We start from the raw sequence: 25218 nt of genomic DNA, 5'->3' as shown, positions 1-25218 counted from the left end.
AGCCAAGCAATGTCACTTCGCAACTGCGCCCGAAGCCTCGGGCAGCAGCTTTCCGGGGTTGAGGATGCCCTTGGGATCAAGGGCCGTCTTGATCGCCCGCATCGCCACCAGCGCGCCGGGGTCCTTGCGCCGCGCCATGGTGTTCAGCTTGTGCGTCCCGACCCCGTGCTCGGCCGAGAAGGCGCCGCGCAGATCGGCCACGATATCCTCGATCGCCTCGACCACCCGGTCCTTCTCGGATTTCGGCAGGGTCGGAAAGATCGTGTAGTGGATATTGCCATCACCCAGATGCGCCACGACAGAGGTGGCAGAGCCCGGCGCCAGCCCTTCCAGCACCTCATCGGCACGGGACAGGAAATCGGCCACCCGGTCCACCGGCACGGCCACATCCATGATGATCTGGTCAGGACGCATCGCGGCAACCTCGCTGGCCGCCTCGCGCAGGGCCCACATCTCGCGCCGCTGCGCTTCCGAGGCGGCAAGGACCGCATCGTCGATCTCGCCCGCCTCCAGCATCTGGCCCAGCACCTCTTCGAGGTAGGAGGCCACGGGCAGCACCCCGTCCTCGCCCGCCACGCAGTCGCGCGGGCTGAGGGCGCCGATTTCCAGCAGGATGTTCACCTCGTGCCGACCTTCGAAGGGCGCGCGGGTGCCGGGGCGCAGCTTGCCGTAGTCCTCGACATAGCTGGCGGGCATGTACTCGAAGGCCTCGACCGCGCCGCCGGTCGCCTCTTGCAGCCGGTGCAGCAGGTCCAGCGCCGGGGGCAGCGTCTTCAGGCCGACCATCGCCGTCGCATAGGCCTTCGGCTTCGGGCGCAGGCGCAGCACGGCGCCGGTGATCACTGCCAGCGTGCCCTCGGACCCGATCAGCAGATGCCGCAGGTCATAGCCCGAGTTGTTCTTGTGCAGATCCTGCATCAGGTCCACCACGGTGCCATCGGCCAGCACCGCTTCGATCCCCAGCACCAGGTCGCGGGTATTGCCATAGCGCAGCACGTTCGAGCCGCCCGCGTTGGTCGCCAAGGCCCCGCCGATCATGGCCGAGCCCCGGGCCCCGAAGGTCAGCGGGAAGATCAGACCCTGTTCCTCGACGGCCTCGTGCAGCGTCGCGATCACCACCCCCGCCTCGACCACGGCAGAGCGGGCCCCCGGGCGAATCTCGCGGATGCGGTTCATCCGTTCCAGCGAGAGCACAAGCGCCCCCGCCCCCTGCCCGCCACCCGCCAGCCCGGTGCGGCCGCCGAGGGGAATCACCGGGGTGCCGGTCTCATGCGCCAGCGCCATCACCGCCGAGACCTCTGCGGTCGAGCCCGGACGGACCACCGCCAGCGGCGCCTCGAAATGCTCGTGCGACCAGTCCCAGCCATAGGGTTCGGCCCCGGCGCCGGTCAGCACCTGCCCCGCGCCCAGAATTTCCCGCAGCCTGTCGATCATGGCGCCCTCCCTCGCATTGCGGCGGCCATATTGGCCGGGCGCGGGCTGCGGAACAAGCCGATTGCCCGCCCCCGGATTTTCGCCGAATTTGCGCTTGACCTCCGAAACCCGCTGGCCTAACTAGCGCCACGGTTTGGCGGAGTAGCTCAGTTGGTTAGAGCAGCGGAATCATAATCCGCGTGTCGGGGGTTCAAGTCCCTCCTCCGCTACCAAATCCCCCCACAGCAGAATTTGAGACCCCGGCACCGGGATGCAGCTATTTCAGCTGGCTGTCCTTTGAGCCGCGCCGGTTGATGCCGCCGCGCTGCACGGCGCGGCCATCGCGCTCGTTCTGGCAGTCGATGCAGAGCTTCACGCCGGGGATCGCCACGCGGCGTTTCTCGGGAATCGGCTCTTCGCATTCGGCGCAATGGGTCAGGCTTTCGCCCTGCGGCGCCTTGCGCGCCTGCATCCGCTTCAGCTCGTCGGTGATCGAGGCCTCGATCTGTTCGCTTACCGCGCCGTCGCGCGCCCATCCGCCTGCCATGGCCCTTCTCCTGCTGGTGATCCGGCAAGCCTAGCGCAGCCGCAGCCGTCCGCAAAGGGGCGGGCGGTGCCGGCGCCAAGCTGCGACTGCAAATGACTATCATTACAAACTATTGTTTATGCTTGACTATTTCCAGATCACCCCCCATTTGACCCGCATCGGGGAGTAGCGGGCGCCGGACTGGCGTGGGCATGTCAACACCCTCGCGGAGCACCGCGTGGCATGTCCGATCCATCGGATTTCGCGAGACCGTGGCACAGCGGCCCTGCGGGCGGGCGCAGCACAGGCCGGATCTGCCCCCGAAGGACACACCATGTCTCCGATTGCCATCGGCGCGCTTGCCGTCTCCATGTCCATCGACGCCTTCCTTGCCTCGGTCGGCAAGGGCACGGCCGCCGCGCCGCCCAGACTGGCGACCACCCTGCGCACCGGTGCCATCTTCGGGCTGGTCGAGGCGATCACCCCTCTTCTAGGCTGGGCGGCCGGGGTCGCGGCCTCGCGCTACGTGGCACGGGTCGACCACTGGATCGCCTTCGCCCTGCTGGCAGGCGTCGGGCTGCACATGATCCTGCAGGCCCGCAGCCGCGAGACCGGCACGCCGCGCCCCTCCACGCTCTGGGCGACGCTGATCACCGCCGTCGGAACCTCGATCGACGCCATGGCGGTCGGCGTGTCACTGGCCTTCCTGCCGGTCAACATCCTGGTCGTCGCCATGGTCATCGGCGCCACGACCATGGTGATGAGCACCGCCGGGCTGCTGCTTGGCCGCTACATCGGCGCCCGCTTCGGGCGCATCGCCGAAACCCTCGGCGGCGCCGCGCTCTGCATCATGGGCGCACTGATCCTCTACCAGCACCTCTCTGCCCCGGTCTGACATTCCACCAACACGCAGGGCCGACGCCGCCCTTGGCCCCGGCAGGGAACAGGTCTGCATCAACGTCGCGCACCGCGCGGCCTGTCCCGGGCAGCCTGTCCCGGGCGGTCAGTCCCGCCGCAGCAGGTAGGTATCCATGAGCCAGCCATGCCGCGCCCGCGCCTCGGCCCGCGCGGCAATGATGCGCGGCCCGGCATCGGCCAGCGGGCCGTGCTCCAGGACCTGCTCGGGCATGCCAAGGAAGGCACCCCACCAGATCTGCACACCCTCGGGCGGCAGGGTCCGGAAGCTGCATTCGCCATCCAGCATGACGCACAGCGTGCCGACCCCCTCGGGCCAGCCCTCGTCCCGCAGCCGTCGCCCCGTCGTGACCTGCACGGCGCCGTTGATCTGGTTGAAGGGGATCGCATGGGCAGAGGTCAGCGCCTGAAGGGCGGTGATGCCGGGGATCACCCGCAGCTTCGGTTGCCCGGGCAGCCGCGCGGCAATGCGCAGGGTCGAATCGTAGAGCCCCGGATCGCCCCAGACCAGCAGCGCCACGGGGCCCTCGGGCGCGCCCTCCAGCGCCTGCTGCCAACGCCGCGCGATCTCGTCGTGCCAGGCATCGACGCGTTCGCCGTAGGGCAGCGAGGGATCGCGCTCTGGCATGTCGAAATGCACCACGCGCGCCTCGGCCCCGGCGGCGCGCAGGATGGCGTGGCGCAGCTCGGCCAGGTCCTCTTTCGCGGCCCCCTTGCGGGGAATCAGCACCACGGCGGCCTCGCGCAGGGCCTGTTGGCCCTCCAGCGTGACGTGGCCCGGATTGCCCGTGCCGATGCCCACAAGCCAGAGGTCACGCATCACCGAACCCCACGCCCATCTCGGCCAGCGGCCCGTAAAGGATCAGCGCCGGCTGGTTGCCCGGCGCGCCGCTCAGCCGCTCGACCAGCCCCGCCACCGTGGTGCGGTGCAGCTTCTGCTCGGGGGTCGAGACCGCCTCGGCCAGGATCGCCGGGGTCTGTTCCGGCAGCCCATGGGCAAAGAGCGTCGCGGCCAGTTTCGGGAAGGTGCGCTTGCCCATGAAAACCACGGTCGAGGCGCCGGGATCGGCCAGCGCAGTCAGGTCGATGTCCTCGGGCAGCGCGCCCGTGGCATCGTGGCCGGTGACGAACTGCACCCGCCGAGCGGTCAGCCGCCGGGTCAGCGGAATGCCACAGGCCGCCGCCGCCGCAATGGCCGAGGGCACGCCGGGGATGATCTCATACGGAATGCCCGCCTCCTGCAGGGCGACCAGCTCTTCCTCGAGACGTCCGAACAGGCCCGAGTCGCCTGATTTCAGCCGCACCACGTGCTGGCCGGCCAAGGCGTAGTCGACCAGCAAGCGACTGACATGATGCTGCCGGGGCGAGGGCCGCCCTGCCCGCTTGCCGACGCCCACGAGGTCCGCTCCGGGGCGGGCATGGGACAGGATCGGCCCCGAGGACAGATCATCGAAGAGCACCGCATCGGCCTTTTGCAGCCGGTCGACGGCCTTCAGGGTCAGAAGCTCCGGGTCACCGGGACCGGAGCCCACGAAGCTGACGAAACCGCTCATGCCACACCCTCCGCCGAGATCAGGTGGAAAAAGGTGCCGGTCACATGGCCGCGATGCGAACCGGTCTCGGGCACGGGATTGCCATCCGCATCCGCCACCTGCGCCAGCGGCGCGTCGGGCTGCTCGAGGATGGTCGAGTAATGGAACTCATGCCCCCGCAGCGCCTGCCCCGGTGCGGCGCCGGGCATCGGCGCCTGCAGCGTGGCACGGCGGTAGCCCAGGTGGAACTTCCGCTTCTCGTAGCTGGTGACGAGGCCCAGCAGACCGGCCATCTGGTGCCGCTCGCCCCGCTTGTCGATCAGCGCCTCGCCGAGCGCCATGTAGCCCCCGCATTCGCCGTGCACGGGGCGAGTTTCGGCGTGCTGCCACAACCCCTTGCGGAAGGTTTCGGCGGCAGCCAACCTGCCCGCATGCAGTTCGGGATAGCCGCCGGGCAGCCAGACCAGGTCGGCAGAGGCATCGGGGGCCTCGTCGGCGAGGGGCGAGAAGGGCAGGATCTCGGCCCCTGCCGCGCGCCAGCCCTCCAGCAGATGCGGATAGGTGAAGGAGAAGGCCGCGTCCTGCGCCAGCGCGATGCGCTGCGCGGGCGGCTTCGGCAGCGCGCTGGACTGCCGCAGCGCATGGCCAGCCGCCGCAGTGCGGATCGCGTCCAGATCGACGTGCTCGCGCAGGAAGGTGGCGTATCCGGCGATGGCGGCTTCGAGGTCCGGGTGCTCTACCGCCTGGATCAGGCCAAGGTGGCGTTCGGGCAGGGTCAGGTCTCCGCGCCGGGGCAGGCAGCCCAGCACCGGCAGACCGGCGCGCTCCATCCCCAGCCGGGTCAGGCGCTCATGCCGGGGCGAGGCGACGCGGTTCAGGATGACCCCGGCGAAGGGCAGGTCGGGCGCATAGTTGCGGAAACCCAGAGCCGTGGCGGCGGCCGATTGCGCCTGCCCGCCCACGTCCAGCACCAGCACCACCGGCCAGCCCATGCGCTGCGCCGTCTCGGCGCTGCTGCCGAAGCCCGACAGCCCACGCGTGGCGACCCCGTCGTAGAGCCCCATCGAGCCTTCCGCGACGCAGATATCCGCGCCCTCGGCCTGCGCCGAGATCGCTTCCAGCAGCCCGCCCCCCATCGACCAGGTATCAAGGTTGAACGAGGCCCGCCCCGAGGCCGCCCGGTGAAACGCCGGGTCGATGTAATCGGGCCCCGACTTGAAGGGCTGCACCGTCAGACCATCCTCGCTGAGCGCGCGCAGCAGCCCCAGCATCACCGTCGTCTTGCCTGTCCCCGAAGAGGGTGCGGATACCAGAACGCCTTTCATCTCAGCTCTTTCCCTCGTCTTCCGGAGTCCATCCGGCCCATTGCGATGTGGCGCTCTGGGGCCGGTAACGGCGGTCGTAGTCCACCGCGTAGAGGCAGCTTTCGCTGAAGCCCTCGGCGGCCAGCGCTGGCCCGACGAGGATCAGCGCGGTGCGGGTGATGCCCTCGTCCAGCTGGCTTTCAATGTCCGAAAGGGTGCCGCGAATGATCCTCTCATCCGGCCAGCTGGCGCGGAAGACGACGGCCACGGGGCAGTCGGCGCCATAGGCGGGGGAGAGATCCTCCACCACTTTCCGAATGTTCTGAATGGACAGATGAATGGCCAGCGTCGCGCCGGTGGCGGCGAAGTTGGTCAGGCTTTCGCCCTCGGGCATCGACGAGGCGCGGCCCGGCGTGCGGGTCAGCACCAGCGATTGCGCCACGCCCGGCAGGGTCAGCTCGGCGCCAAGCGCCGCCGCCGCCGCCGCGAAGGCCGGCACGCCGGGGGTGACCGAGACCGGGATGCCCAGCTCGCGCAGCCGGCGCATCTGCTCGCCCATCGCCGACCAGACCGACAGGTCGCCCGAATGCAGCCGGGCCACGTCGTGACCGGCCTCGTGGGCCTTCCGGATCTCGTCGACGATCTGGTCGAGGTTCATCGGCGCGGTATTGATGATCGTCGCGCCCTCGGGGCAATGGCCCAGCACCGCCTCGGGCACCAGCGAGCCAGCGTAAAGGCAGACCGGGCAAGAGGCGATGATGTCGCGGCCGCGCAGGGTCAGCAGGTCGGGGGCGCCGGGGCCGGCACCGATGAAATGGACGGTCACAGGGGGTCTCCTTCGGCCAGCGCACAGGTGGCGCTGCGGTCACTTGATATCACACGCGGGCCCAGCAGGCGGGCACCGGGGGCGAGGCTGGCCAGCGCCGAGGCTTCGGCCACGCTGCCGGTGCCCCGGGCGGTCCGGGATATCGAAGATTGGGTCAGGGTTTCAGCGGCTTCCAGCGCCTCGGGAGAGACCAGGTGCAGGGGCAGCGAGCGGGACTTGGCAAAGCTCCGGAAGGCAGGCGCTTCGGCCTTGTCGGCGGGGGCCGCAATGGCATCGACGCTGCGCGCACCGGCAGCCAGATGCAGGGCCTCGGCCAGCGCCTCGGGCGTGGTTGCGCCGCGATATCCGAAACCCGCGACGATCACAGGGTGACGCTCCATTGCACGATGGGACGGCCCGGCGCCCAGCCCTGACGGGTGCCAAGGGCCTCGGCCTCGGCCAGTTCGATGCGCAGCAGATCGCCGCCCAGACGGGCGCGGCTCTGCGCCAGCAGGGCCTCGCTTTCCAGCGTCACCGCATTGGCGACAAGGCGGGTGCCAGCGGGCAGGATGGCTTCCAGCTTTGCCAGCAGATCGGTTGAGAGGCCCCCACCGATGAAGACGGCCTGCGGTAGGGGCTGGCCCTCCAGCACAGCAGGCGCCTGACCTGTCAGAACGTTCAGACGATCCAGACCGAGGGCGGTGGCGTTCTCGCGGATACGCGCGGCACGGTCCTCGCGCGCCTCGAAGCTGGTGGCCGTCAGCGAGGGATGCGCCATCAGCCACTCCAGCGCGATGGAGCCCGAGCCGCCACCGATGTCCCACAGGTGCTCTCCGGGACGCGGCGCGAGGGCCGAGAGCGTCAGCGCGCGCACGGGCCGCCGGGTGATCTGGCCGTCATTGGCGAACCACGTGTCAGACCGGCCCGATGCCAGCGGCAACACGGCACCCTCGCCCGAGATCTCGACGGCAACGCAGAGCGGGGCGGCGAAGCTCTGCTTCTCCAGCGCATCGGCGCGGGTGCGGGTCAGGGTTTCACGCGGCCCGCCAAGGGCTTCGCAGACCATCACCGGGCTGGCGCCAAAGCCCGTGTCCGTCAGGTAAGCGCCCAGATCCGCCACCGCCGCGCCGTCGCGCAGCAGGACCACGGCGCGCAGGCCGGGGGCGAGGTGCGGGCGCAGGCGGCTCAGCGGCGCGGCATGCAGGCCGATGCAGAGCGTGGTTTCCAGCGGCCAGCCCATCCGGGCGGCGGCCAGCGCAAAACAGGACACCCCGGGCAGCGCGTGCCACTCACCCGGATCGAGGTGGCGGGTCAGCACGGAACCGGCACCGAACCAGAAGGGATCGCCCGAGGCCAGCACGACCACGTGGCGACCGCGCAGGGCCATGAGCTGCGGGATGCCGTCTGCGAAGGGGACGGGCCATGGCAGGGTCTCAGCCTTGAGATCGGGCAGCAGCGACAGGTGGCGGGGCGGGCCCATCACCAGCTCGGCCTCTTGCAGGGCGGCAAGGCTTGCCGCAGAAAGACCCTGCGCGCCATCCTCGCCCAACCCGACAATCGTCAGCCACGGAGTGTCAGACATGCCGTCCTCCCCTGCCAAGGTCCTTGTTCTCGGCGGCACCACCGAGGCCCGCGCGCTGACCCGTCTGATGGACGGGGCAGGTATCGGCGGCGTGCTGTCGCTGGCCGGACGCGTGGCGCGGCCCGCGCCGCAGTCGCTGCCCATGCGCATGGGCGGCTTTGGCGGGGCCGAGGGGCTGGCCGCCTACCTCCGCTCCGAGGCCATCACCCATGTCGTCGACGGCACCCACCCCTTCGCCGCGCAGATGAGCCGCAATGCCCATGCCGCCTGCCGTGAAACCGGCACGCCCCTGCTGGCCCTGACCCGTGCGCCCTGGGTGGCCGAGGACGCCGACAATTGGCTGCATGTCCCCGACATGGCCGGCGCCGTGGCGGCGCTGGACCGGCCTGCGACCCGCGTCTTCCTGGCCGTCGGCCGCATGCACCTGGCCGAGTTCGCGGCCCAGCCCCAGCACGATTACCTTCTGCGCCTCGTCGATCCGCCCGAAGGCTCCCTGCCCCTGCCGAAGGCCGAGGCAGTGATCGACCGGGGGCCCTTCACCGAAGAGGCCGACCTTGCGCTGATGCAGCGCCATGGCACCCGGCTGGTGGTGTCGAAGAACGCCGGCGGCGGCGCCTCTAGGGCCAAGCTTCTGGCCGCGCGCAGGCTGGGTCTGCCGGTCGTGATGATCGACCGCCCCGCCCTGCCCGAACGCCCCGAGGCCCATAGCCCGGAAGAGGTGCTGCGCTGGCTGGGTCACGTCACCGACCTCGGCGTATAGACGATATCGCCCGCCGGGCGGCGAATGATCCGGGTGCGGGACGAGCCGACGAGGACCATCGTGCGCATGTCCGCCATCTCGGGGCGGCACTGGGTCAACGGGACCACGCGCAGCTCTTCTTCCGGCGTCGAGACGGCGCGGGCGAAGATCACCAGGCGGTCGTCGCCGCAGGCCTCCTGCAGGACCTCCAGCGTGCGGGCGAAGCCCTCGGGCCGGGACTTGGAGCGCGGGTTGTAGAAGGCCATGGCGAAATCGGCCTCGGCGGCAAGGCGCAGGCGCTTCTCGATCAGCTCCCAGGGCTTGAGGTTGTCCGAAAGATTGATGGCGCAGAAGTCGTGGCCCAGGGGTGCCCCGGCACGGGCCGAGGCGGCGAGCATGGCGGTGATGCCGGGCAGGACGCGGATGTCGAGGTCACCCCAGGCGTCGGGATCGGCCTCCATCGCCTCGAAAACGGCGGCGGCCATGGCGAAGACGCCGGGATCGCCGGAAGAGACCACGACGACGCGCTTGCCTTCGGCGGCCATCTGAAGCGCATGGGTGGCGCGGTCGACCTCGACGCGGTTGTCGGAGGCGTGCAGCGTCAGGCCCGGACGCTCGGCCACGCGGGCGACGTAAGGGATATAGCCGACGATATCGGTGGCCTCGGCGAGGACGTCCGAAACCTCGGGCGTGACCAGGGTCTCGGCCCCCGGTCCCAGCCCGGCGATGGCAAGCCAGCCGCTCCCGGAAACACTCATGGCCGCCGCCCCTGTCCATGTACCACGATGATCGAGAAGTAGGGCGTCACCGCATCTTCGGCCTCGGCCAGGCGCTGGACGCGCTGGTTCGGCATGGCGGCGAACTCGATCAGCCAGGCCTCATCGTAGCGGCCTGCGGTCTTCAGCGCGCGGCGGACCTTCTGGATATTGCGGCCGATCTTCATCACCACGATGGCGTCGGTCAGGGCCATGCGCTGCGCCAGGTCGTCCTCAGCCAGCGTCCCCATGAGCACCGTCAGCACGTCGTCGCCCCAGGTGATCGGCGATCCGGTCGCCGTCCAGGCCGCCGACATGCCGGTGATCGCGGGTACGACCTCGACCGGCACCTGATCGACCAGCCGCATGTAGAGATGCATGAAGGAGCCGTAGAAGAACGGGTCGCCCTCGCACAGGACCACCACGTCCTCGCCCCCCGCCGCGATGTCGCGCAGATGCGCGGTGCTGTCTTCGTAGAACTCGGCCAGCAGGCGGTTGTATTCGGGATCGGTGAAGGGGATCTCGGTCGTCACCGGGTATTCCATCGGGTGCTCGGTCGCGCCCTCGGGGATCATGCCGTTGACGATCTGGCGCGCCTGCCCCTTGCGGCCCGCCTTGCGGAAGAAGGCCACGTGTTTCGCACCGCGCAGCAGACGGTCCGCGCGCACGGTCATCAGGTCGGGATCGCCGGGGCCGAGGCCCAGGCCGTAGATCGTCCCGGCGCTCATTCCTTGCGGCTCGCGATGGCGTTGACGGCCGCGACGGTGATCGCCGAGCCGCCAAGACGACCCTGCACGACGCAGCAGGGCACCGGCTGGTCCTCCCAGAGCGCGGCCTTGCTTTCGGCCGCACCGACGAAACCAACGGGGCAGCCAATGATCGCGGCGGGGCGCGGGCAGTCGGGGTCCTCCAGCATGTTCAGCAGGTGGAACAGCGCGGTCGGGGCATTGCCGATCGCCACCACCGCACCGGCCAGCTTCGGGCGCCACAGCTCAAGCGCGGCGGCAGAGCGGGTGTTGGACATCTCTTTCGCCAGCGCCGGCACGGAGGCGTCATGCAGGGTGCAGACCACCTCGTTTTCGGCGGGCAGGCGGAAGCGGGTGATCCCTTCGCTGACCATGCGCGCATCGCAGAGGATCGGGGCCCCGGCCTCAAGCGCGGTCCGCGCGGCCGCCACGAAGCCTTCGGAGAAACGGATATCGCGTTCCAGCCCGACCAGGCCGGCGGCATGGACCATCCGCACCGCCACCTGTTCCTCCTCCGCGCTGAAGCGGGCCAGGTCGGCCTCGGCGCGGATGGTGGCGAAGGACTCGGCATAGATCGCCGCCCCGTCGGTTTCATAGTGATAGGTCATGCGGTCAGAAGGCTCCGGTTCGTAGCGTCGCGGGGGTCAGCCCGGTCTGGCGGGGAAGATCGCTGGCCTTGCCGTCGATCACAAGGTCAAAGGTCCCGTCGCGGCCGACGAGGGTGGTTTCGGCAGGTCGCGCCCGGGCACACCCCTTGGCGCAACCCGAGACATGCAGGCTGCCCGGTCGGCTGCCCGCCAAGGCACGGGCCAGATCACGGGTTTCCACGGTGGCCTGCGGGCAGAGCGGCGCGCCGGGGCAGGCATCGACGTGCAGCAGCGGATCGCCGGGGGTGGTGATCAGGCTGCCTGCGGACGGCAGGGCAGCGCCCTCCAGCAGGATCAGCCGCCATGGGGTGACGCGCAGGGCGGTGTCCTGCGTGATAAGTTGCGCAAGCTCGGCGGCGTCGATCTGCCCGAAGGCCGCTCCCAGCAGCGCGCCCATGGGGTGCGCGCCGGGCTGGGGTGTTGCGGCGGCGGCGAGCGGCGCTTCGGCGGCCCAACCCTGCGGCAGCGCATGGTCTGCCACCACCTGCACCATACGGCGACGTTCGGGACTGCGGCGGGCGTCGAACCACTGCGCCATTTCGGCGAGCGCAGGCAGCGCCTCGGCCTCGGTCACGGGGCGACCGAGGGGGCTGCCATCGGCGCGCAGGATCAGACCCGAGGCAGAGCGTTCCAGCCGGAAGTCGGCGGAGGCCTCGGACAGCAGCGGCGCGGGGCCGGTGTCCACGGCAAAGCCCACCTTGGCGGGCAGCGCGGGCAGGTCGGGCAGCAGGTCCAGAAGGCCGAGGGTCAGCCGCTCGGTCAGGTCCCCGGCCTGCCAGAAGGGCTGGACGAGGATATTGCGGCGGCTCTCCACGCCGGGGTCGACGTCGAGAAGCGAGAGCGCAGCAAGGTGTTGCAGCAGCGGCTCGTGGTCGGCTTCGGCCACGCCCCGGATCTGGATATTGGCCCGGTTGGTCAGGTCCAGCACGCCGCTGCCGTAGCGCTGCGCCAGATCGCAGAGGCCCAGCACCTGCGCCGCCGAGACCCGCGCCAGACGCGGCCGCACCCGCACCACCAACCCGTCGCCCGACATCATCGGACGGTGGGCGCCGGGGCACCAGCCCCTGACAGCAGGCGCGCTCATGCGCCCAGCTCCTGCCGCAGGGAATTGCGGCGGGTGTCCCAGAGACCGGCCGCCAGCAGTGCGCGGAAACGGTCCTGCATGGCCTGAAGGGCGCGGGGGTTGGCCTGCGACAGGAACTCGGTCACCTGATCATCCCCAAGGGTCGCGTCGTAATAGGCATCGAAGAGATGCGGCGAGACCGCGCCCGCCAGATGCGCGAAGGCGGCCATGTGGTCGAGCGTGGCAGCAATCTCGGCCCCGCCGCGGAAGCCGTGGCGCTGCATCCCGGCGATCCAGTCGGGGTTGGCGGCGCGGGCCAGGACCACGCGGGCGATCTCTTCGCCAAGCGCCCGGGCGCGGGGCCGCGTGGGGTCGGTGTTGTCGAGGTGATAGAGCGCTGCGTCGCCTCCGGTGATCTTCTGAGCGGCGGCAAACCCGGCCTCGTGGGCGGCGTAGTCAGCAGCCAGCAGCAAATCGGTCTCGGGCAGGTCCTGCAGGTGCAGGAAGGCATCGGCATGTGCAACGCGGGCCTTCAGCCCCTCGGCATCGCGCGCCGGTTCCGCGCCATCCAGCGCCCAGGAGGACGCAGCCAGCCAGGCCTCGCCCGCCGCGCGGCGGCCTTCGTCGGAGTAGTCTTCAAGCGCCGCGCCCATTCCCAGGCCGTATTGCCCCGGAGCCGGGCCGTAGACCCGCGCGCCCGGCGCGGTGGCGGCGTAGGGGTTCCAGTCGGCGGCCTCGTCACGCGCGGCCAGCGCCTGAACGGCCTGCCCGAAGAGGGTTGAGAGCGTGGGGAAGACATCGCGGAACAGGCCCGAGACGCGCAGGGTCACGTCGAGGCGCGGGCGCTCGAGCTCAGTGATCGGCAGCACTTCGATGCCCGAAACGCGCTCTGATCCCTTGTCCCAGACGGGACGCACCCCCAGCAGGTGCAGCGCCATGGCGAACTCTTCCCCGGCGGTGCGCATGGTGGCCGAGCCCCAGAGATCGACGACCAGCCCGCGCGGGTAATCACCGTGGTCCTGCAGGTGGCGGCGGACCAGTTCCTCGGCCAGTTTCACGCCCTGCGCATAGGCGGCCCGGCTGGGGACCGAGCGCGGGTCGGTGGTGAACAGGTTGCGGCCCGTGGGCAGCACCTCGGTCCGGCCCCGGTAGGGCGAACCGGACGGCCCGCCGTCGATCCGGCGGCCATTCAGCGCGGCGGGCAGCGCATTGCGTTCGCCCTCCAGCGCCCCGGCGATGTCGAAGGGCATCTGCGCCCCGCTGCCGCGTCCCCAGACATGCAGCCCGTCGCCGAACTGGCTGTCCTTCACGTCACAGACGAAACGGTCGATCCGGGTCAGCGCCTCGGCGGCGCTGGTGGCGGAATCAAGGCCAAGGTCATCCTCGACACCAAGCGCGCGGGCCTCGTCGCGGATGTCCTCCTGCAACCGGGCGCGGCGCTTTGGGTCGAGACCGTCGGCGTTGCTGAACTCGTCCAGCAGCGATTCCAGCCGGGCGAGGCGCTGGTGCGTGCCGCTTTCGCGCAGGGGCGGAGGGACATGGCCAAGGGTCAGCGCGCCGATCCGACGCTTGGCCTGGGCGGCCTCGCCGGGGTCGTTGACGATGAAGGGATAGATCACCGGCAGCGCGCCGGTCAGCGCCTCGGGCCAGCAGCTGTCGGACAGGGCGACGGATTTGCCGGGCAGCCATTCCAGCGTGCCATGGGCACCGATATGCACCAGCGCATCCGAGCGCGCCTGAAGCCAGAGGTAGAAGGCCACGTAGCCATGACGCGGGACGCGGGCGAGGTCGTGGTAGTCGTCATCGCGCAGGGCGACATCGCCACGCTCGGCCTGCAGCGCCAGCAGGGCCCTGCCGCAGGGCAGAGCGGTGAAATGGAAGGCGCCATCGGCGAAGGCCGGGTCATCCTCGGGCGCGCCCCAGGCGGCGGCGAGGGCCTGTTGCAGGGTCTCGGGCAAACTTGCCAGCGCGGTCTTGTACTCAGCCAGCGGCCAGCTTGCGCGGGCGCTCAGAAGGCGTTCCGGCAGGTCGGCACCGGGATCGCTGGTGGCGTGGCCCGCCTCGGCGAGGTCCTGCAGGATCGCCCGCGCAGACTCCGGCGCGTCGAGGCCGACCGCATGGCCCATCTGCCAGTCCTTGCCGGGATAGGTGGAAAGCACCAGCGCCACGCGCCGCTCTGCGGCCTGCATCCGCGCCAGCCGCAACCAGCCGTCGACGCGGGTAGCCAGCGCCGCGATCCGGTCGCCCTCAGGGGTGTGCACCATGCGGGCGAATTGCAGATCTGGGTCGCGGTCCCCCGGCTCCTTGAACGACACCACGCCGCCGGTCAGCCGTCCGTCGACCTCGGGCAGGACGACATGCATGGCGAGATCGGCGGGGGAGAGGCCACGTTCGGCCCCGGCCCAGGCCTTGCGGGTGGAGGTCGCCAGCGCCGCCTGGAAGACCGGCACCTCGCCCGCGTCCAGAGGAGAGCTTTTCGCGCCGCGCCCCGAGAAGGCGGTCAGGTTGACCACGGCGGCGGGGGTCAGAGCGGCCACGGCCCGGCGCAGGGGCTCTGCCGCCACGGGGGCCTTCAGCGAGGGCGCGAAGAGGCCGAGGCAGGCGTAGCCCCTGGCGCGGAAAGCCGAGAACAGCGCCTCGACCGGGGCCATGTCGGCCGCCGCCAGGTAGGCGCGGTAGAAGGTGATCAGGATGCGGGGGGCATCACCCGGCAGCGCCTCTGACGCGCGGTCCAAAGGCAGCACGCCGGTCTCGGGCGTCCAGGCGCCGACCTGGGGCAGCTCCTTGAGGCCGGGCACGGGGGCGGCGTAGTGGCCGGCGGCAAGCGCCATCTGCGCCAGGGCCGCCTGTGCCGCCACCGCCCCGCCCTCTTCGCAGAAATGCGACAGGCGGCGCAGGGTCGAAACCGGCAGGGTCGAGACCTCGTCCAGCGCCGGATCGGGGCGGCCATCGGCGGGCAGCACGGCCAGGGCGAGGCCCTTGCGCCGCGCCAGTTCCTGCACCTGGCTCAGGCCATAGGCCCAGTAGGAGGTGCCGCCGATCAGCCGGATCAGGATGCCCGAGGCACCGTCCAGCGTCTGCTCCACGTAAGTGTCGACCGACAGCGGATGGCGCAGCGCGGCAAGGTTCGCCAGCCGCAGCGAGGGCAGTTCGGCCCCCGCGTCACGCGCCCGATGCCAGCCTGCCGCGAAAGCGCCCAGGTCGCTGTCGGAATAGGACAGCACCACCAGCTCGGCCGCGTCCTGGCCAAGATCGGTGGGCGTGTCGGTTTCCTCCAGCCCGTGACTTTCGCGGAAGACCACATGCATCGGTCAGAGCGCCGGAGAGCCTTCGGGCACCAGCACCGAGGTGATGGCCGTGGTGTCGATGTCCTCATGCTCGGCGATCACGACGAGCTGGCCGAGGCGCGGCTCATTCGGTTTCCAGGGGCGGTCGTACTGGTGACGCACACGGGCGCCGACGGCCTGCACCAGCAGACGCATGGGCTTGCCCGCGACGGCGGCGTAGCCCTTCACGCGCAGGATGTTCTGGCTGTTGGCCAGCTCCTCGATCCGGGCGACCAGCTGGGCTGGGTCCTCGACCTCGGGCAGCGGCACGACGATCTGCTCGAAGTCGTCGTGGTCATGCTCGGGCACGCCGTCGTGGTGGCTGGGGCGGGCGTCCATGTCGTCTTCGGCAGCCGCGCCAAGACCCAGGATCACGCGCGGATCGACGCGGCCTTCGGCGACCTCGACCACGGGCAGCGGGCGGGGGGCCTCGGCGGCGATGATCTCTTTCGCCTTCGCCACGCCCTCGGGGCCGGCAAGGTCGGGCTTGGTCAGCAGCACGATATCGGCGCAGGAGATCTGGTCCTCGAAGACCTCCGAGAGGGGCGTCTCGTGGTCGATGCTGTCATCGGCGGCGCGCTGCGCATCCACGGCGGCGACATTGGGGGCAAAGCGGCCCGCTGCGACGGCCTCGGCATCGGCCAGCGCGATCACGCCATCGACGGTGACCTTCGAGCGGATATCGGGCCAGTCGAAGGCCTTCAGCAAGGGTTTGGGCAGCGCCAGGCCCGAGGTCTCGATCAGGATGTGCTCGGGGCGCGGGTCCAGCGCCATCAGGGCCTCGATGGTGGGGATGAAATCATCGGCCACGGTGCAGCAGATGCAGCCGTTGGCCAGCTCCATGATGTTCTCGGCCGGGCAGTCGGGGATGGCGCAGCCCTTCAGGATCTCGCCGTCGACGCCCACGTCGCCGAATTCGTTGACCACCACCGCAAGGCGCTTGCCCTGCGGGTTCTGCATCAGCTGCGAGATCAGCGTGGTCTTCCCTGAGCCGAGGAAGCCGGTGATGATGGTGACGGGCAGTTTCGCGATATCTTTCATGGCCTTGGCCACCTCTCAGCGTTCGGTTTCGGGATCAAGGCGCGGCTCTGTGAACCCCAGCGGGGGTACGCGCGCCACGCAGTTGCGCTTGAAATGTTCGGGCCGCTGGCGCCAGGGGATCAGACCGTCCTCTGTGCCGTGATAGAGCGCCAGCCCCTCGAGCAGCACATCGGCGTGCTCTTCGGCATCGAGCTGGCCGTAGACATAGGTCCAGCGCCCGGGGCCGCGCAGGGCGACGGTATTGCCGTGATCGCAGTTCTGCAGGCACTCGACGGCGCGCAGCCGGGTGCCCTCGGGCAGCGCCAGCCCGACCAGCCGATCATAGAGCTGCCGCCCCGGCCGCCGGTCGTCGGCGTCGCAGCCGCCGGTCCCACGGCACTTGATACAGACCAGAAGTTCGCTTTCGGTCGGTTCCGCGGGTCTCTGCCCCATGTGTCTCGCCTCGCCGCAGGGGCGGGGATGCAAGTGTCCCGCGACGATGCCGGGGCATCGACCAGACACCGGCACACCCCGTCCGGTTTCGTCCTTCGCGCTGGCAGGTCTCCCGGCTTGCGGATTGGGGCGGGCCTTGGCCCGACCTGCGGCACCCCAGCCTTCCCGGCGTCGGGCCAGTGGCATCGGGGACCTCTCCGGTCACGGTCGCGGGGGCGGCTGCGCTTGACCCCGCCGGGGTTGGCGCATTCCCTTTTCACCCGTTTACACGGGCACCAGCATTGGGTCAGATGCGCCCCTCAGTGCCGGTTTGTCAAGACGGAGGACCCCGAGGTGAGCAGCGAGATCGAGACCCGCCACACCGAGAAGATGAAGCGCATCAAGGCCGCGCGGGACCGCATGATGGCCGAGCGCACCGAAGAGCGCGGGCTGGTCATCGTCCATACCGGCACCGGCAAGGGCAAGTCCTCGTCCGGCTTCGGGATGATCCTGCGCTGTGTCGCCCACGAGATGCCCTGCGCCGTGGTCCAGTTCATCAAGGGCGGAAGGATGAGCGGCGAGCGCAAGCTGCTGGAAAGCCGCTTTGCCGACCTCTGCACCTTCGTCGTCTCGGGCGAGGGCTTCACCTGGGAAACCCAGGACCGCGCCCGCGACATCGCCGCCGCCGAGGCGGGCTGGGAAAAGGCCAAGGCGCTGATCCTCGATCCCAAGATCCGCTTCGTGCTGCTCGACGAGATCAACATCGCCCTGCGCAACGATTACCTGGATATCGACGTGGTGGTGGACTTCCTGCTGCACGAAAAGCCCGAGATGACCCATGTCTGCCTGACGGGCCGCAACGCCAAGCCCGAGCTGCTGGAAATCGCCGACCTCGCGACCGAGATGACGCTGCTGAAACACCCGTTCCGCGACGGGGTGAAGGCCCAGCAGGGGGTCGAATTCTGATCCCTGCGCTTTGGCGCTTTTCATCCGCTGCCCCGGGCCCATACTGCCCCCGACAGACAGGAGACCCCGATGACCCAGCTTGTTCCCCTCGCGATCACCATGGGCGATGCCTCGGGGATCGGCCCCGAGATCACGGTAAAGTCCATCGCCGCCGGGGCGCGGGTGGTGGTCTATGGCTCGGCCCTGGTGATGCGGGACGCGGTGGCGCGCCATGCGCCGGGCATGGTGGTGAAGGTCATCGCCGCGCCCACCGACGCCACGCTGGAGCCCGGCACGCTTGAGGTGATCGAGGCAACGGCGCTGAGCGAACTGCCCCCGGTGGGAGAGATAAGCGCCGCCTCGGGCCAGGCCGCCTATGACTCGATCCTCGCCGCGATCCAGGCCGCCAAGGCCGGGCAGATCGCCGGCATCGTCACCGCCCCGATCCACAAGGAGGCGCTCTCCCGCGCCGGCATCGGCTATCCCGGCCACACCGAGATGCTGGCCGATCACGGTGGCGCGGAACGGGTCGCCATGATGCTGGCCAATGACGATATCCGCACCGTGCTGGTGACCATCCACATGTCCCTGCGCCACGCCATCGAGGCCGCCGACTTCGACGCCCAGATGGCCGCGATCCGGCTGGCCCACGAGGGCGGTCAGGCGCTTGGCATCGCCAGGCCGCGCGTCGCCGTGGCGGGCCTGAACCCCCATGCGGGCGAGGGCGGGCTGTTCGGCGATGAAGAGATCACCATCATCCGCCCCGCCATCGAGGCCGCCCGCACCGAGGGCATCGACGCCTCGGGCCCATGGCCCGGTGACACGGTCTTCATGCAGGCGCGCAAGGGCGCCTTCGACGTGGTGGTGGCGCAATACCACGACCAGGGGCTGATCCCGGTGAAGTATCTCGGGCTTGGGAAGGGGGTGAACATCACCCTCGGCCTGCCCTTCGTGCGCACCTCGCCCGACCATGGCACCGCCTTCGATATCGCAGGGAAAGGCATTGCCGATCCCGAAAGCCTGCAGACGGCGCTGGCCTATGCCGCCCGTCTCGCCAGCGCGCGGGCGGCGGACTGATGGGCCTTCGCTTCATCTTCATGCTGACCCGCAATGACCGCACGGTCGAAGACGCGGCCGCGCATCTGGACATCGCCCTGCGCCTTGGCCTGCGCCACATCGGCTTCAAGGACATCGGCCTGCCGATCTCGGATCTGAAGGCCCTGGCCCGCACCATCCGCGAAGGTGGCGCGACCTCTTACCTGGAAGTCGTCTCGCTGGACCGCGAGAGCGAGGTCGCCTCGGCCCGCGCCGCCGTCGAGATCGGCGTCGATGTCCTGCTGGGCGGCACCCGGGTCGAGGATGTGCTGCCGGTGCTCGCGGGCAGCGGGCTGAACTACTGTCCCTTCCCCGGCCAGATCACGGGCCATCCCAGCGTGCTGGAAGGCAGCGTCGAAGAAATCGCCGACAGCGCCCGCCTGCTGGCCGCGCGCGAGGGGGTGCATGGGCTGGACCTGCTGGCCTACCGGGCGCGCTGCGATGTGCCCGCGCTGATGCAGGCGGTCTGCGCGGTGACCGACAAGCCGGTGATCATGGCGGGCTCCATCGACACGCCGGACCGGATCGCAGCGGTGAAGGCCGCGGGGGCTGCGGGGTTCACCATCGGCACGGCGGCGCTGGATGGCCGCTACCCCGATGCGCCGCAGGACCTTGAGGGTCAGCTGGCCGCGATCATCGGGGAAGTCGCGCGGCTGAACGACCATCTTTCGCCGGTCACCAAGACCAACTTGGACGAGGCCTTCGGGCGCACGCCCGGGGCGGTCGATCTGCTGGCGGGTCAGGTCAACGAGATGCAGGTGCGGCTGACCCGGATCGAGGGGGCGCAGCGCTGGCATTTCCGCACCACTGAGGACGAGATGTTCTTCGTCCATCGCGGACGGCTGCTGATGCGCTTCCGCGACCGCGACGAGGTGGTCGAAGAGGGCGAATTCATCGTGGTGCCGCATGGGGTCGAGCATTGCCCCGTGGCACTGGACGGCCCCTGCGACGTGCTGCTGATGGCGCCCGGCGCGACCGCCGGGCGATAGCTCAGGACACCAGCTTGGCGTAGAGACGGAACGGCAGCCAGCGCCCCAGCACCGTGAACACCCAGGCGAAGGGGCGCGGGAAGCTGATCTGGCGCGGCTCGGGGTTGCGGATCAGCGTCATGACATGGCGCGCGGCCTCTTTCGGCTCCATCAGCTGCGGCATGGCGAAATCGTTCTTCTCGGTCAGCCGGGTGCGGATGAAACCGGGATTGGCCACCTGCACGTCGACGCCGGTGCCCTTGAGGTCCAGGTACATGTCCTCGGCCAGGTGGCGCAGGGCGGCCTTGCTCGAGCCATAGCCGATAGCCCCCGGCAGGCCCCGGAAGGCCGCAAGCGACCCGATCAGCACCACATGGCCCGAGCCGCGCTGCACCCAGCCTGGCACCAGCCGGCCCAGCACACGCAGGGCGCCCATGAAATTGGCATCGGCGATGGCCTCAGCCTTGCCGGCATCCCAATCGCGCGCGCTCATCGGATCATAGAGACCGACCGAGTAGATCACCCCGTCCGCCTCGGCGGCGCTGCGCGCGGCCGCGCTGACAGAGTCGACATCGGTGACATCCATCGGCAGCACCTGCGCGCCAGGCAGCTCCTCGGCCAGGGCCTGAAGCCGGTCCTCGCTGCGGGCCGAGAGGATCAGCCGGGCACCCAGCCGATGCATCTCTTGCGCGACTTCCTTACCCAGACCCTCGCTGGCGCCGATAAGCCAATAGGTCTTGCCCTCCAGGGAACGTGGCGGCATGGGCTTTCCTCTCGTACCAAATACACTCTTGAACTTGCCCGGAGCACACATTCCGGACAGGAGGTCTAGGCGGTTACATTTTCACCCGACAGTTGGGAATACCCCATTGACCCGACGGCAGCCAGCCAGGGATCGGCGGAATCTCGCTCACCCCGCCCGGGCATGGGCCAGCTCGACCTGCAGCACCTGGGTCTGGCCGACCTCGAAGGCGGCGGCGCAGATGCCGAGGTAGTAGCGCCAGCTGCGCAGGAAATCCTCGCCGTAGCCCAGCCGGGCGATGCGGGCACTTTCCTCTTCCATCCGGGCCAGCCAGGTGCGGCAGGTGCGGGCATAGTCGGGACCGAAGGCGAAGCTGTTCTGCAGCTTCAGCCCGGCCCGCGCCGCCACGTCACGGATCTGGCCCTCCGACAGCAGCATCCCGCCCGGGAAGGCATGCTGGCGGATGAAGTCCGAGCCCTTGCGGTAGGTCGGGAAATAGCTGTCGGAGACGGTGATCGCCTGCACCACGGCGCGACCGCCCTCGGCCAGCCGGGCCTTCAGCGTGTCGAAGAACTGCGGCCAGTAGCGTTCGCCGACGGCCTCGATCATCTCGATCGAGACGATGCCGTCGAAACGCCCCGCACTGTCGCGGTAGTCACGCAGCTGGATCTCGGCCCGCCCGTCAAGGCGCGCATCCGCGTAGCCCTTCTGGCTGGGGGAAATCGTCAGCCCGGTCACATGGCGGCCCTGATCCGCCGCGCGCTCGGCGAAACCGCCCCAGCCACAGCCGATTTCCAGCAGCCGCTCGCCCTCGACCCGGTCGAGGATACGGTCGTACTTGCGATACTGGGCGCGCTCGAGGTCGTCATCGCCGGGGGCATAGAGCGCCGAGGAATAGGTCATCGACGGGTCGAGCCAGAGTTGGAAGAACTCGTTGCCGACATCGTAATGCGCCTGGATGTTCTTCGAGGCGCCCCGGCGCGAATTGGCGCGCAGGATGCGGTCGACGGTGCGGAATTTCAGCGCCTGAAGCGGCCCCGCATAGGCGTAGCGGCCGAACTGGTCGAGGTTCAGCAGCGCCACCCGGGTCAGCAGCTCGATGCTGTCGGTATCCCAGAGACCGGCGACATAGGCCTCTCCCAGCCCCACGTCGCCGCGTGCCAGGGCCGAGGTCACGGCGGACCAGTCGTGGATGCGGAACTCGGCAGCGATGCCGGAGGTGCCGAAGTGGTGCCGCTCGCCCTCGGGGGTGATCACGGTCAGCTGGCCTTCGGAGATGGCCTCGCAGCTTTCGAGGAAGTCGCGTTTCACGCGGTCGGTCAGCAGGGGCATTCAGGAAATCTCCTCTGTCGGCGGGGCCGGACGCAGCCGGTAGCGGGCGCCTTTCAGCCGCAGGCGCAGGGCCTGCCAGTAGATCAGCGCCAGCACCCGCGCGCCACCGAAGGGCCGCCGGATCACGGCGCCCAGCAGACGGGCGTTGGTCAGGGGCCGGCGCGGGCCGGTCAGCGTCGCATTGAGACTCTCGCCACCCTGCTGCCTGTGCAGGATGCGGATGGCGATCCTCTCCTCTCCCATGTTGAAATTGAAGCTATAGGCTCCGGCGATGTCGCGGAAGGGGGAAACATGGAAGACCTTGGTGGCCTCCATCCGGTCCTCGGGGTGGATCGGGGCAAAGCCGGGGTGGGCGCAGAGGTACGAGTGGCGGTCGCCGAAGGTGTTGTTCACCTCGGCGATGACGGCGACCAGCGCCGTGCCCTCGTAGGCCAGCCAGAATGAGACCGGGTTGAAGCGCGCGCCGAGGAAACCGGGCTGGGTCAGCAGCAGCAACCGGGTCAGCCGCGCCGGCGCCAGGCCCTGTGCGGCCAGCGCACGACGGGCCCAGGCCGCGCCTTCGCCATTGCCGACGGGGCCGCCATGGTCGCGGTCCGGCACCGTCGCCAGGCCGAAGCGGTGGCGCGACAGCAACGCCGGGCCCGCGCGCACCTCGGGATCCAGCAGCACGTAGTCGACGCCATAGCCGAAGCTGTGGCGGACCTTGCCGTTGCGGGCGTGCACCGTGGTGCCGCGCAAGTGTTCGGGACGGAAGGGAGCGGGGGCGCTCATGCCGGCAGCGGGTCCAGCGCCCGGGTCACCCGCACCGCGCTGGCAAAGCCGTCCTCGTGGAAGCCGTGGCGCAGCCAGGCCCCGGCGAACCAGGTGGCGTTCTGCCCCTGCATCGCGGCGATCTGCTGCTGCGCCGCCAGCGCCGGACCATCGAAGACCGGATGGCGGAAGGTCTTCTGATCGTAGATGCAGTCCTCGCGCACCGGCACCACCGGGTTCAGCGAGACGAACAGCGGGTCGTCCTCGGGGATGTTCTGCAGCTTGTTCATCCAGTAGGTCACACCGATGGCCTGTTGCTCCTGCCCCGTTTCCGCCTTGTAGACCCAGGACGACCAGCAGGCCCGGCGGCGCGGCATCTGGCCGATATCGCGGTGCAGCACCATGTGGTTGTCCTGGTAGCGGACGGCCGACAGCGCCGCTCGTTCATCCTCGGTCGGGGCGGCCAGCAGGGCAAGCGCCTCGTCCGAGTGGCAGGCGAAGATCACCTGGTCGAAGACCTCGGCCTCGCCCCCCGCCATGACGACCCGCGGCGTCGGGCCATCGCGCAGCACGGCGCGCACCGGGCTGCCGGTGCGGATCTCGACCCCACGCGCCAGCATCGAGGCTTCCAGCCGGCGGACATATTCCACCGAGCCGCCCGAGACCGTCCACCACTGGTGCTGGCCGGTCGTCGACAGCAGCGCATGGTTGCGGAAGAAGCGGACCAGCGCGCGGGCCGGGAAGGCCTCGATCCCGCCCGGGGGCGTCGACCAGATCGCACCACAGATGGGCTTCAGGTAGTACTCGCGGAACCAGCTTCCGAGGCGCATCCGCTGCATCAGCTCGCCCATGGACATCTCGGGGTCCTCGGACATCGCCTCTGCCCCCGCGTTGAAGCGCAGGATGTCGCGGACCATGGCGCCGAAGCCGGGGCGCAGCAGGTTGCGGCGCTGGCCGATCAGGGCCGAAAGGGTCTGCAGCCCGTATTCCACCCGCCCGCCGTCGATGGTGGCCCCGAAGGACATGTCGGAGCGTTCGACCGGTACGTCCAGATCGCGGAACATCGCCGTCAGATGCGGGTAATTGGCGTAGTTGAAGACGATGAACCCGGTATCGACCGGCTGATCACCGTTCCTGCCGGCCACCACGGTGCGGGCATGGCCACCGAGGCGCGGCGCGGCCTCGATGAGCGTCACCCGGTGTTGCGGAGACAGGCGCCAGGCCGCAGCCATGCCGGAAATTCCGCCTCCGATGACGGCGATCCGCTGCGGGCGACTGGAAAGGGCGTCAAAGGACATGCGGGCTCCTGGCGTGTTGCATGTTTAAGGTACGGCAGGCGGGGCCAAACGGTTCACATCGCGCAAGATATTTTTTCTGATCCATCCGCGGGGCTGCGCCGTAGTGAGGATATGTTGAACCCCGACGCGATGCCTGCGACACTTGTGCAACAGCGGCCGGCGCCATCTGCGCGCAGGCCGGCAAAGCCCAATGGATGGAAGCAGGTGAGCACGGAACAGGAGCTGACGGAGCAGACCAGTTGGATGCTGGCCGTGCGCGACCAGAGGGACCGGGCCGCCTTTGCCCGGCTTTTCGCCTTTTACGCACCTCGCGTGAAAGGCGTGCTGATGCGCTCAGGCATGGGATCTGCGGCGGCGGAAGATGTGGTGCAGGACGTGATGCTGGCGGTCTGGCACAAGGCGGCGCAGTTCGATCCGGGCCGCGCCCAGGTGTCCGGCTGGATCTATCGCATCGCGCGGAACCGGCAGGTCGACATCGCCCGCAAGAACGGGCGCCCGATCCCGGAGGAGGTCGAGACCGAGACTCCGCCCGAAGCCGACCCCGGCGCCATCATGGCGCTGGCACAAGAGAGCGGCAAACTGCGCCAGGCCCTGGCGAAACTGAAGCCCGAGCAGCGCGAGGTCATCGCCCGCGCCTACCTGGGCGATCTCACCCACGGGGAGATCCGGGACGAGACCGGATTGCCCCTCGGAACCATCAAGTCGCGCATCCGCCTGGGGCTGGAGCGGTTGCGCCATGAACTGAAGGATTTGCGTTCGGAATGACGAAGATCGCACATCATATTCCCGACGAGATGCTGGCGGCCTATGCCGCCGGCCGCCTTCCTGCGACCTTCGAAATGGTCGTCGCCGCCCATGTGTCGGTCTGCGACACCTGCCGCGCGGCGCTTGAGGCTCATGAGACCCTCGGCGGCACCCTCATCGAAGAGGCCCCGGCCGCCCAGCTGGACGGCGCGCTGCTGGACCGCACCCTGGCACTGCTGGATGACAGTCCGGCCCCTGCCCCGGCACCGAAGCGCTTCGGCATCTACCCCGGCCCCGTGGCCGAGGCACTGAAGCATGCCCCGCCGCGCTGGCGCGCGGTCGGCGGCGGCGTCAGGCAGCAGATCCTGCACGAGGACGGCAAGAGCTCTGTCCGGCTGCTCTACATCCCCGGCGGCATGGCGGTGCCCGATCACGGCCACAACGGGACCGAGCTGACCATGGTCCTGCAGGGCTCCTTCAGCGATGAGACAGGTCGCTTCGGCCCCGGCGACGTGGAAGTAGCTGACGAGAGCCTCGAG

At 69.7% G+C, this 25218-nt stretch carries 26 protein-coding genes, 1 tRNA gene and 1 riboswitch; of the genes, 8 read left to right on the top strand and 19 right to left on the bottom strand.

Annotation, left to right across the window (positions count from 1 at the left end):
• Positions 1-12: 12 nt before the first annotated feature.
• A complete protein-coding gene (locus tag OS124_RS0100520) occupies positions 13-1434 on the bottom strand; it encodes an FAD-binding oxidoreductase (protein WP_010137288.1) in 1422 nt (473 codons plus the stop codon).
• Positions 1435-1569: 135 nt separating this feature from the next.
• On the opposite strand from OS124_RS0100520, the gene OS124_RS0100515 reads away from it, so the two are divergent.
• A tRNA-Met gene (locus tag OS124_RS0100515) sits at positions 1570-1646 on the top strand.
• A gap of 44 nt (positions 1647-1690) precedes the next feature.
• On the opposite strand, the gene OS124_RS0100510 is transcribed toward OS124_RS0100515, so the two are convergent.
• Positions 1691-1960 carry a DksA/TraR family C4-type zinc finger protein gene (locus tag OS124_RS0100510; protein ID WP_010137287.1) on the bottom strand — a complete coding sequence of 90 codons (270 nt, stop codon included), beginning with the start codon at positions 1958-1960 and terminating at the stop codon, positions 1691-1693.
• 313 nt (positions 1961-2273) lie between these two features.
• Between OS124_RS0100510 and OS124_RS0100505 the strand changes: the two genes are divergently transcribed.
• Positions 2274-2834, top strand: coding sequence for a manganese efflux pump MntP (locus OS124_RS0100505; protein ID WP_010137286.1), 561 nt, complete (start codon positions 2274-2276; stop codon positions 2832-2834).
• Positions 2835-2942: 108 nt separating this feature from the next.
• On the opposite strand, the gene cobF is transcribed toward OS124_RS0100505, so the two are convergent.
• From cobF to OS124_RS0100475, 6 genes are read right to left on the bottom strand one after another with little or no spacing between them, the layout of a single operon-like run.
• Positions 2943-3674 (bottom strand): precorrin-6A synthase (deacetylating), encoded by a 732-nt coding sequence (cobF, locus tag OS124_RS0100500; RefSeq protein WP_010137285.1) that lies wholly within the window; start codon positions 3672-3674, stop codon positions 2943-2945.
• Complete coding sequence (gene cobA / locus OS124_RS0100495) at positions 3667-4407, bottom strand: uroporphyrinogen-III C-methyltransferase (RefSeq protein WP_010137284.1); 741 nt, start codon at positions 4405-4407, stop codon at positions 3667-3669. Before cobA ends, cobF begins: the two co-directional genes overlap by 8 nt.
• Entirely contained in the window at positions 4404-5711 is a 1308-nt protein-coding gene (locus tag OS124_RS0100490) for a cobyrinate a,c-diamide synthase (protein WP_029375073.1), read from the bottom strand. The genes cobA and OS124_RS0100490 overlap by 4 nt, the downstream gene beginning before the upstream one ends.
• 1 nt (position 5712) lies before the next feature.
• Positions 5713-6516, bottom strand: a complete 804-nt coding sequence (gene cobM / locus OS124_RS0100485; RefSeq protein ID WP_010137282.1) for a precorrin-4 C(11)-methyltransferase — start codon at positions 6514-6516, stop codon at positions 5713-5715.
• The gene (locus OS124_RS0100480; RefSeq protein ID WP_237708047.1) at positions 6513-6896 is read right to left on the bottom strand and encodes a cobalamin biosynthesis protein; all 384 of its coding nucleotides are present in this window, start codon (positions 6894-6896) and stop codon (positions 6513-6515) included. Before OS124_RS0100480 ends, cobM begins: the two co-directional genes overlap by 4 nt.
• Entirely contained in the window at positions 6878-8077 is a 1200-nt protein-coding gene (locus OS124_RS0100475) for a bifunctional cobalt-precorrin-7 (C(5))-methyltransferase/cobalt-precorrin-6B (C(15))-methyltransferase (RefSeq protein WP_010137279.1), read from the bottom strand. The genes OS124_RS0100480 and OS124_RS0100475 overlap by 19 nt, the downstream gene beginning before the upstream one ends.
• Between OS124_RS0100475 and OS124_RS0100470 the strand changes: the two genes are divergently transcribed.
• Complete coding sequence (locus OS124_RS0100470; protein ID WP_010137278.1) at positions 8076-8837, top strand: cobalt-precorrin-6A reductase; 762 nt, start codon at positions 8076-8078, stop codon at positions 8835-8837. The two genes, OS124_RS0100475 and OS124_RS0100470, sit on opposite strands and share 2 nt — an antisense overlap.
• Here OS124_RS0100470 and cobJ read toward each other — a convergent pair.
• The 7 genes from cobJ to OS124_RS0100435 are packed head-to-tail and all read right to left on the bottom strand — an operon-like array spanning position 8813 to position 16826.
• A complete protein-coding gene (gene cobJ / locus OS124_RS0100465; protein ID WP_010137277.1) occupies positions 8813-9574 on the bottom strand; it encodes a precorrin-3B C(17)-methyltransferase in 762 nt (253 codons plus the stop codon). The two genes, OS124_RS0100470 and cobJ, sit on opposite strands and share 25 nt — an antisense overlap.
• Positions 9571-10299, bottom strand: a complete 729-nt coding sequence (locus OS124_RS0100460) for a precorrin-2 C(20)-methyltransferase (protein WP_010137276.1) — start codon at positions 10297-10299, stop codon at positions 9571-9573. Before OS124_RS0100460 ends, cobJ begins: the two co-directional genes overlap by 4 nt.
• Positions 10296-10925, bottom strand: coding sequence for a precorrin-8X methylmutase (locus OS124_RS0100455; protein ID WP_010137275.1), 630 nt, complete (start codon positions 10923-10925; stop codon positions 10296-10298). Before OS124_RS0100455 ends, OS124_RS0100460 begins: the two co-directional genes overlap by 4 nt.
• A 4-nt stretch (positions 10926-10929) precedes the next feature.
• On the bottom strand, positions 10930-12048 hold the full coding sequence (locus OS124_RS0100450) for a cobalamin biosynthesis protein CobG (protein WP_029375072.1): 1119 nt from the start codon (positions 12046-12048) through the stop codon (positions 10930-10932).
• A complete protein-coding gene (cobN, locus tag OS124_RS0100445; protein WP_010137272.1) occupies positions 12045-15335 on the bottom strand; it encodes a cobaltochelatase subunit CobN in 3291 nt (1096 codons plus the stop codon). Before cobN ends, OS124_RS0100450 begins: the two co-directional genes overlap by 4 nt.
• A 3-nt stretch (positions 15336-15338) precedes the next feature.
• Positions 15339-16394 carry a cobalamin biosynthesis protein CobW gene (cobW, locus tag OS124_RS0100440; protein ID WP_010137271.1) on the bottom strand — a complete coding sequence of 352 codons (1056 nt, stop codon included), beginning with the start codon at positions 16392-16394 and terminating at the stop codon, positions 15339-15341.
• Positions 16395-16409: 15 nt separating this feature from the next.
• A complete protein-coding gene (locus OS124_RS0100435; RefSeq protein ID WP_010137270.1) occupies positions 16410-16826 on the bottom strand; it encodes a DUF1636 family protein in 417 nt (138 codons plus the stop codon).
• An 85-nt stretch (positions 16827-16911) separates the two neighbouring features.
• Positions 16912-17121, bottom strand: a riboswitch (cobalamin riboswitch).
• 38 nt (positions 17122-17159) lie between these two features.
• On the opposite strand from OS124_RS0100435, the gene cobO reads away from it, so the two are divergent.
• The 3 genes from cobO (at position 17160) to OS124_RS0100420 (ending at position 19834) form a co-directional block, all read left to right on the top strand.
• Positions 17160-17771: a cob(I)yrinic acid a,c-diamide adenosyltransferase gene (gene cobO / locus OS124_RS0100430; RefSeq protein WP_010137269.1), complete on the top strand. Its 612-nt coding sequence runs from the start codon at positions 17160-17162 to the stop codon at positions 17769-17771.
• Positions 17772-17840: 69 nt separating this feature from the next.
• Entirely contained in the window at positions 17841-18827 is a 987-nt protein-coding gene (gene pdxA, locus OS124_RS0100425; protein WP_010137268.1) for a 4-hydroxythreonine-4-phosphate dehydrogenase PdxA, read from the top strand.
• Complete coding sequence (locus tag OS124_RS0100420; RefSeq protein WP_010137267.1) at positions 18827-19834, top strand: cupin domain-containing protein; 1008 nt, start codon at positions 18827-18829, stop codon at positions 19832-19834. Before pdxA ends, OS124_RS0100420 begins: the two co-directional genes overlap by 1 nt.
• A gap of 1 nt (position 19835) precedes the next feature.
• On the opposite strand, the gene OS124_RS0100415 is transcribed toward OS124_RS0100420, so the two are convergent.
• The 4 genes from OS124_RS0100415 to OS124_RS0100400 form a co-directional block, all read right to left on the bottom strand.
• Complete coding sequence (locus tag OS124_RS0100415) at positions 19836-20576, bottom strand: SDR family NAD(P)-dependent oxidoreductase (RefSeq protein WP_010137266.1); 741 nt, start codon at positions 20574-20576, stop codon at positions 19836-19838.
• Between the two features lie 147 nt (positions 20577-20723).
• Positions 20724-21887, bottom strand: coding sequence for an SAM-dependent methyltransferase (locus OS124_RS0100410; RefSeq protein WP_010137265.1), 1164 nt, complete (start codon positions 21885-21887; stop codon positions 20724-20726).
• On the bottom strand, positions 21888-22658 hold the full coding sequence (locus OS124_RS0100405; protein ID WP_010137264.1) for a DUF1365 domain-containing protein: 771 nt from the start codon (positions 22656-22658) through the stop codon (positions 21888-21890).
• The gene (locus tag OS124_RS0100400) at positions 22655-23935 is read right to left on the bottom strand and encodes an NAD(P)/FAD-dependent oxidoreductase (protein WP_010137263.1); all 1281 of its coding nucleotides are present in this window, start codon (positions 23933-23935) and stop codon (positions 22655-22657) included. The genes OS124_RS0100405 and OS124_RS0100400 overlap by 4 nt, the downstream gene beginning before the upstream one ends.
• Before the next feature lie 111 nt (positions 23936-24046).
• Between OS124_RS0100400 and OS124_RS0100395 the strand changes: the two genes are divergently transcribed.
• Both OS124_RS0100395 and OS124_RS0100390 read left to right on the top strand, forming a co-directional pair.
• Positions 24047-24700: a sigma-70 family RNA polymerase sigma factor gene (locus OS124_RS0100395; RefSeq protein ID WP_337459409.1), complete on the top strand. Its 654-nt coding sequence runs from the start codon at positions 24047-24049 to the stop codon at positions 24698-24700.
• Positions 24697-25218 (top strand): ChrR family anti-sigma-E factor (locus OS124_RS0100390; protein ID WP_010137261.1); only part of this gene is annotated, 522 nt, incomplete at its 3' end. The genes OS124_RS0100395 and OS124_RS0100390, both read left to right, overlap by 4 nt.

This window comes from Oceanicola sp. S124, from assembly GCF_000220565.1.
GTDB lineage: Bacteria > Pseudomonadota > Alphaproteobacteria > Rhodobacterales > Rhodobacteraceae > Pseudooceanicola.
The sequence above is the reverse complement of the archived record's forward strand: the minus strand, read 5'-3'. Positions and strand labels throughout refer to the sequence as shown.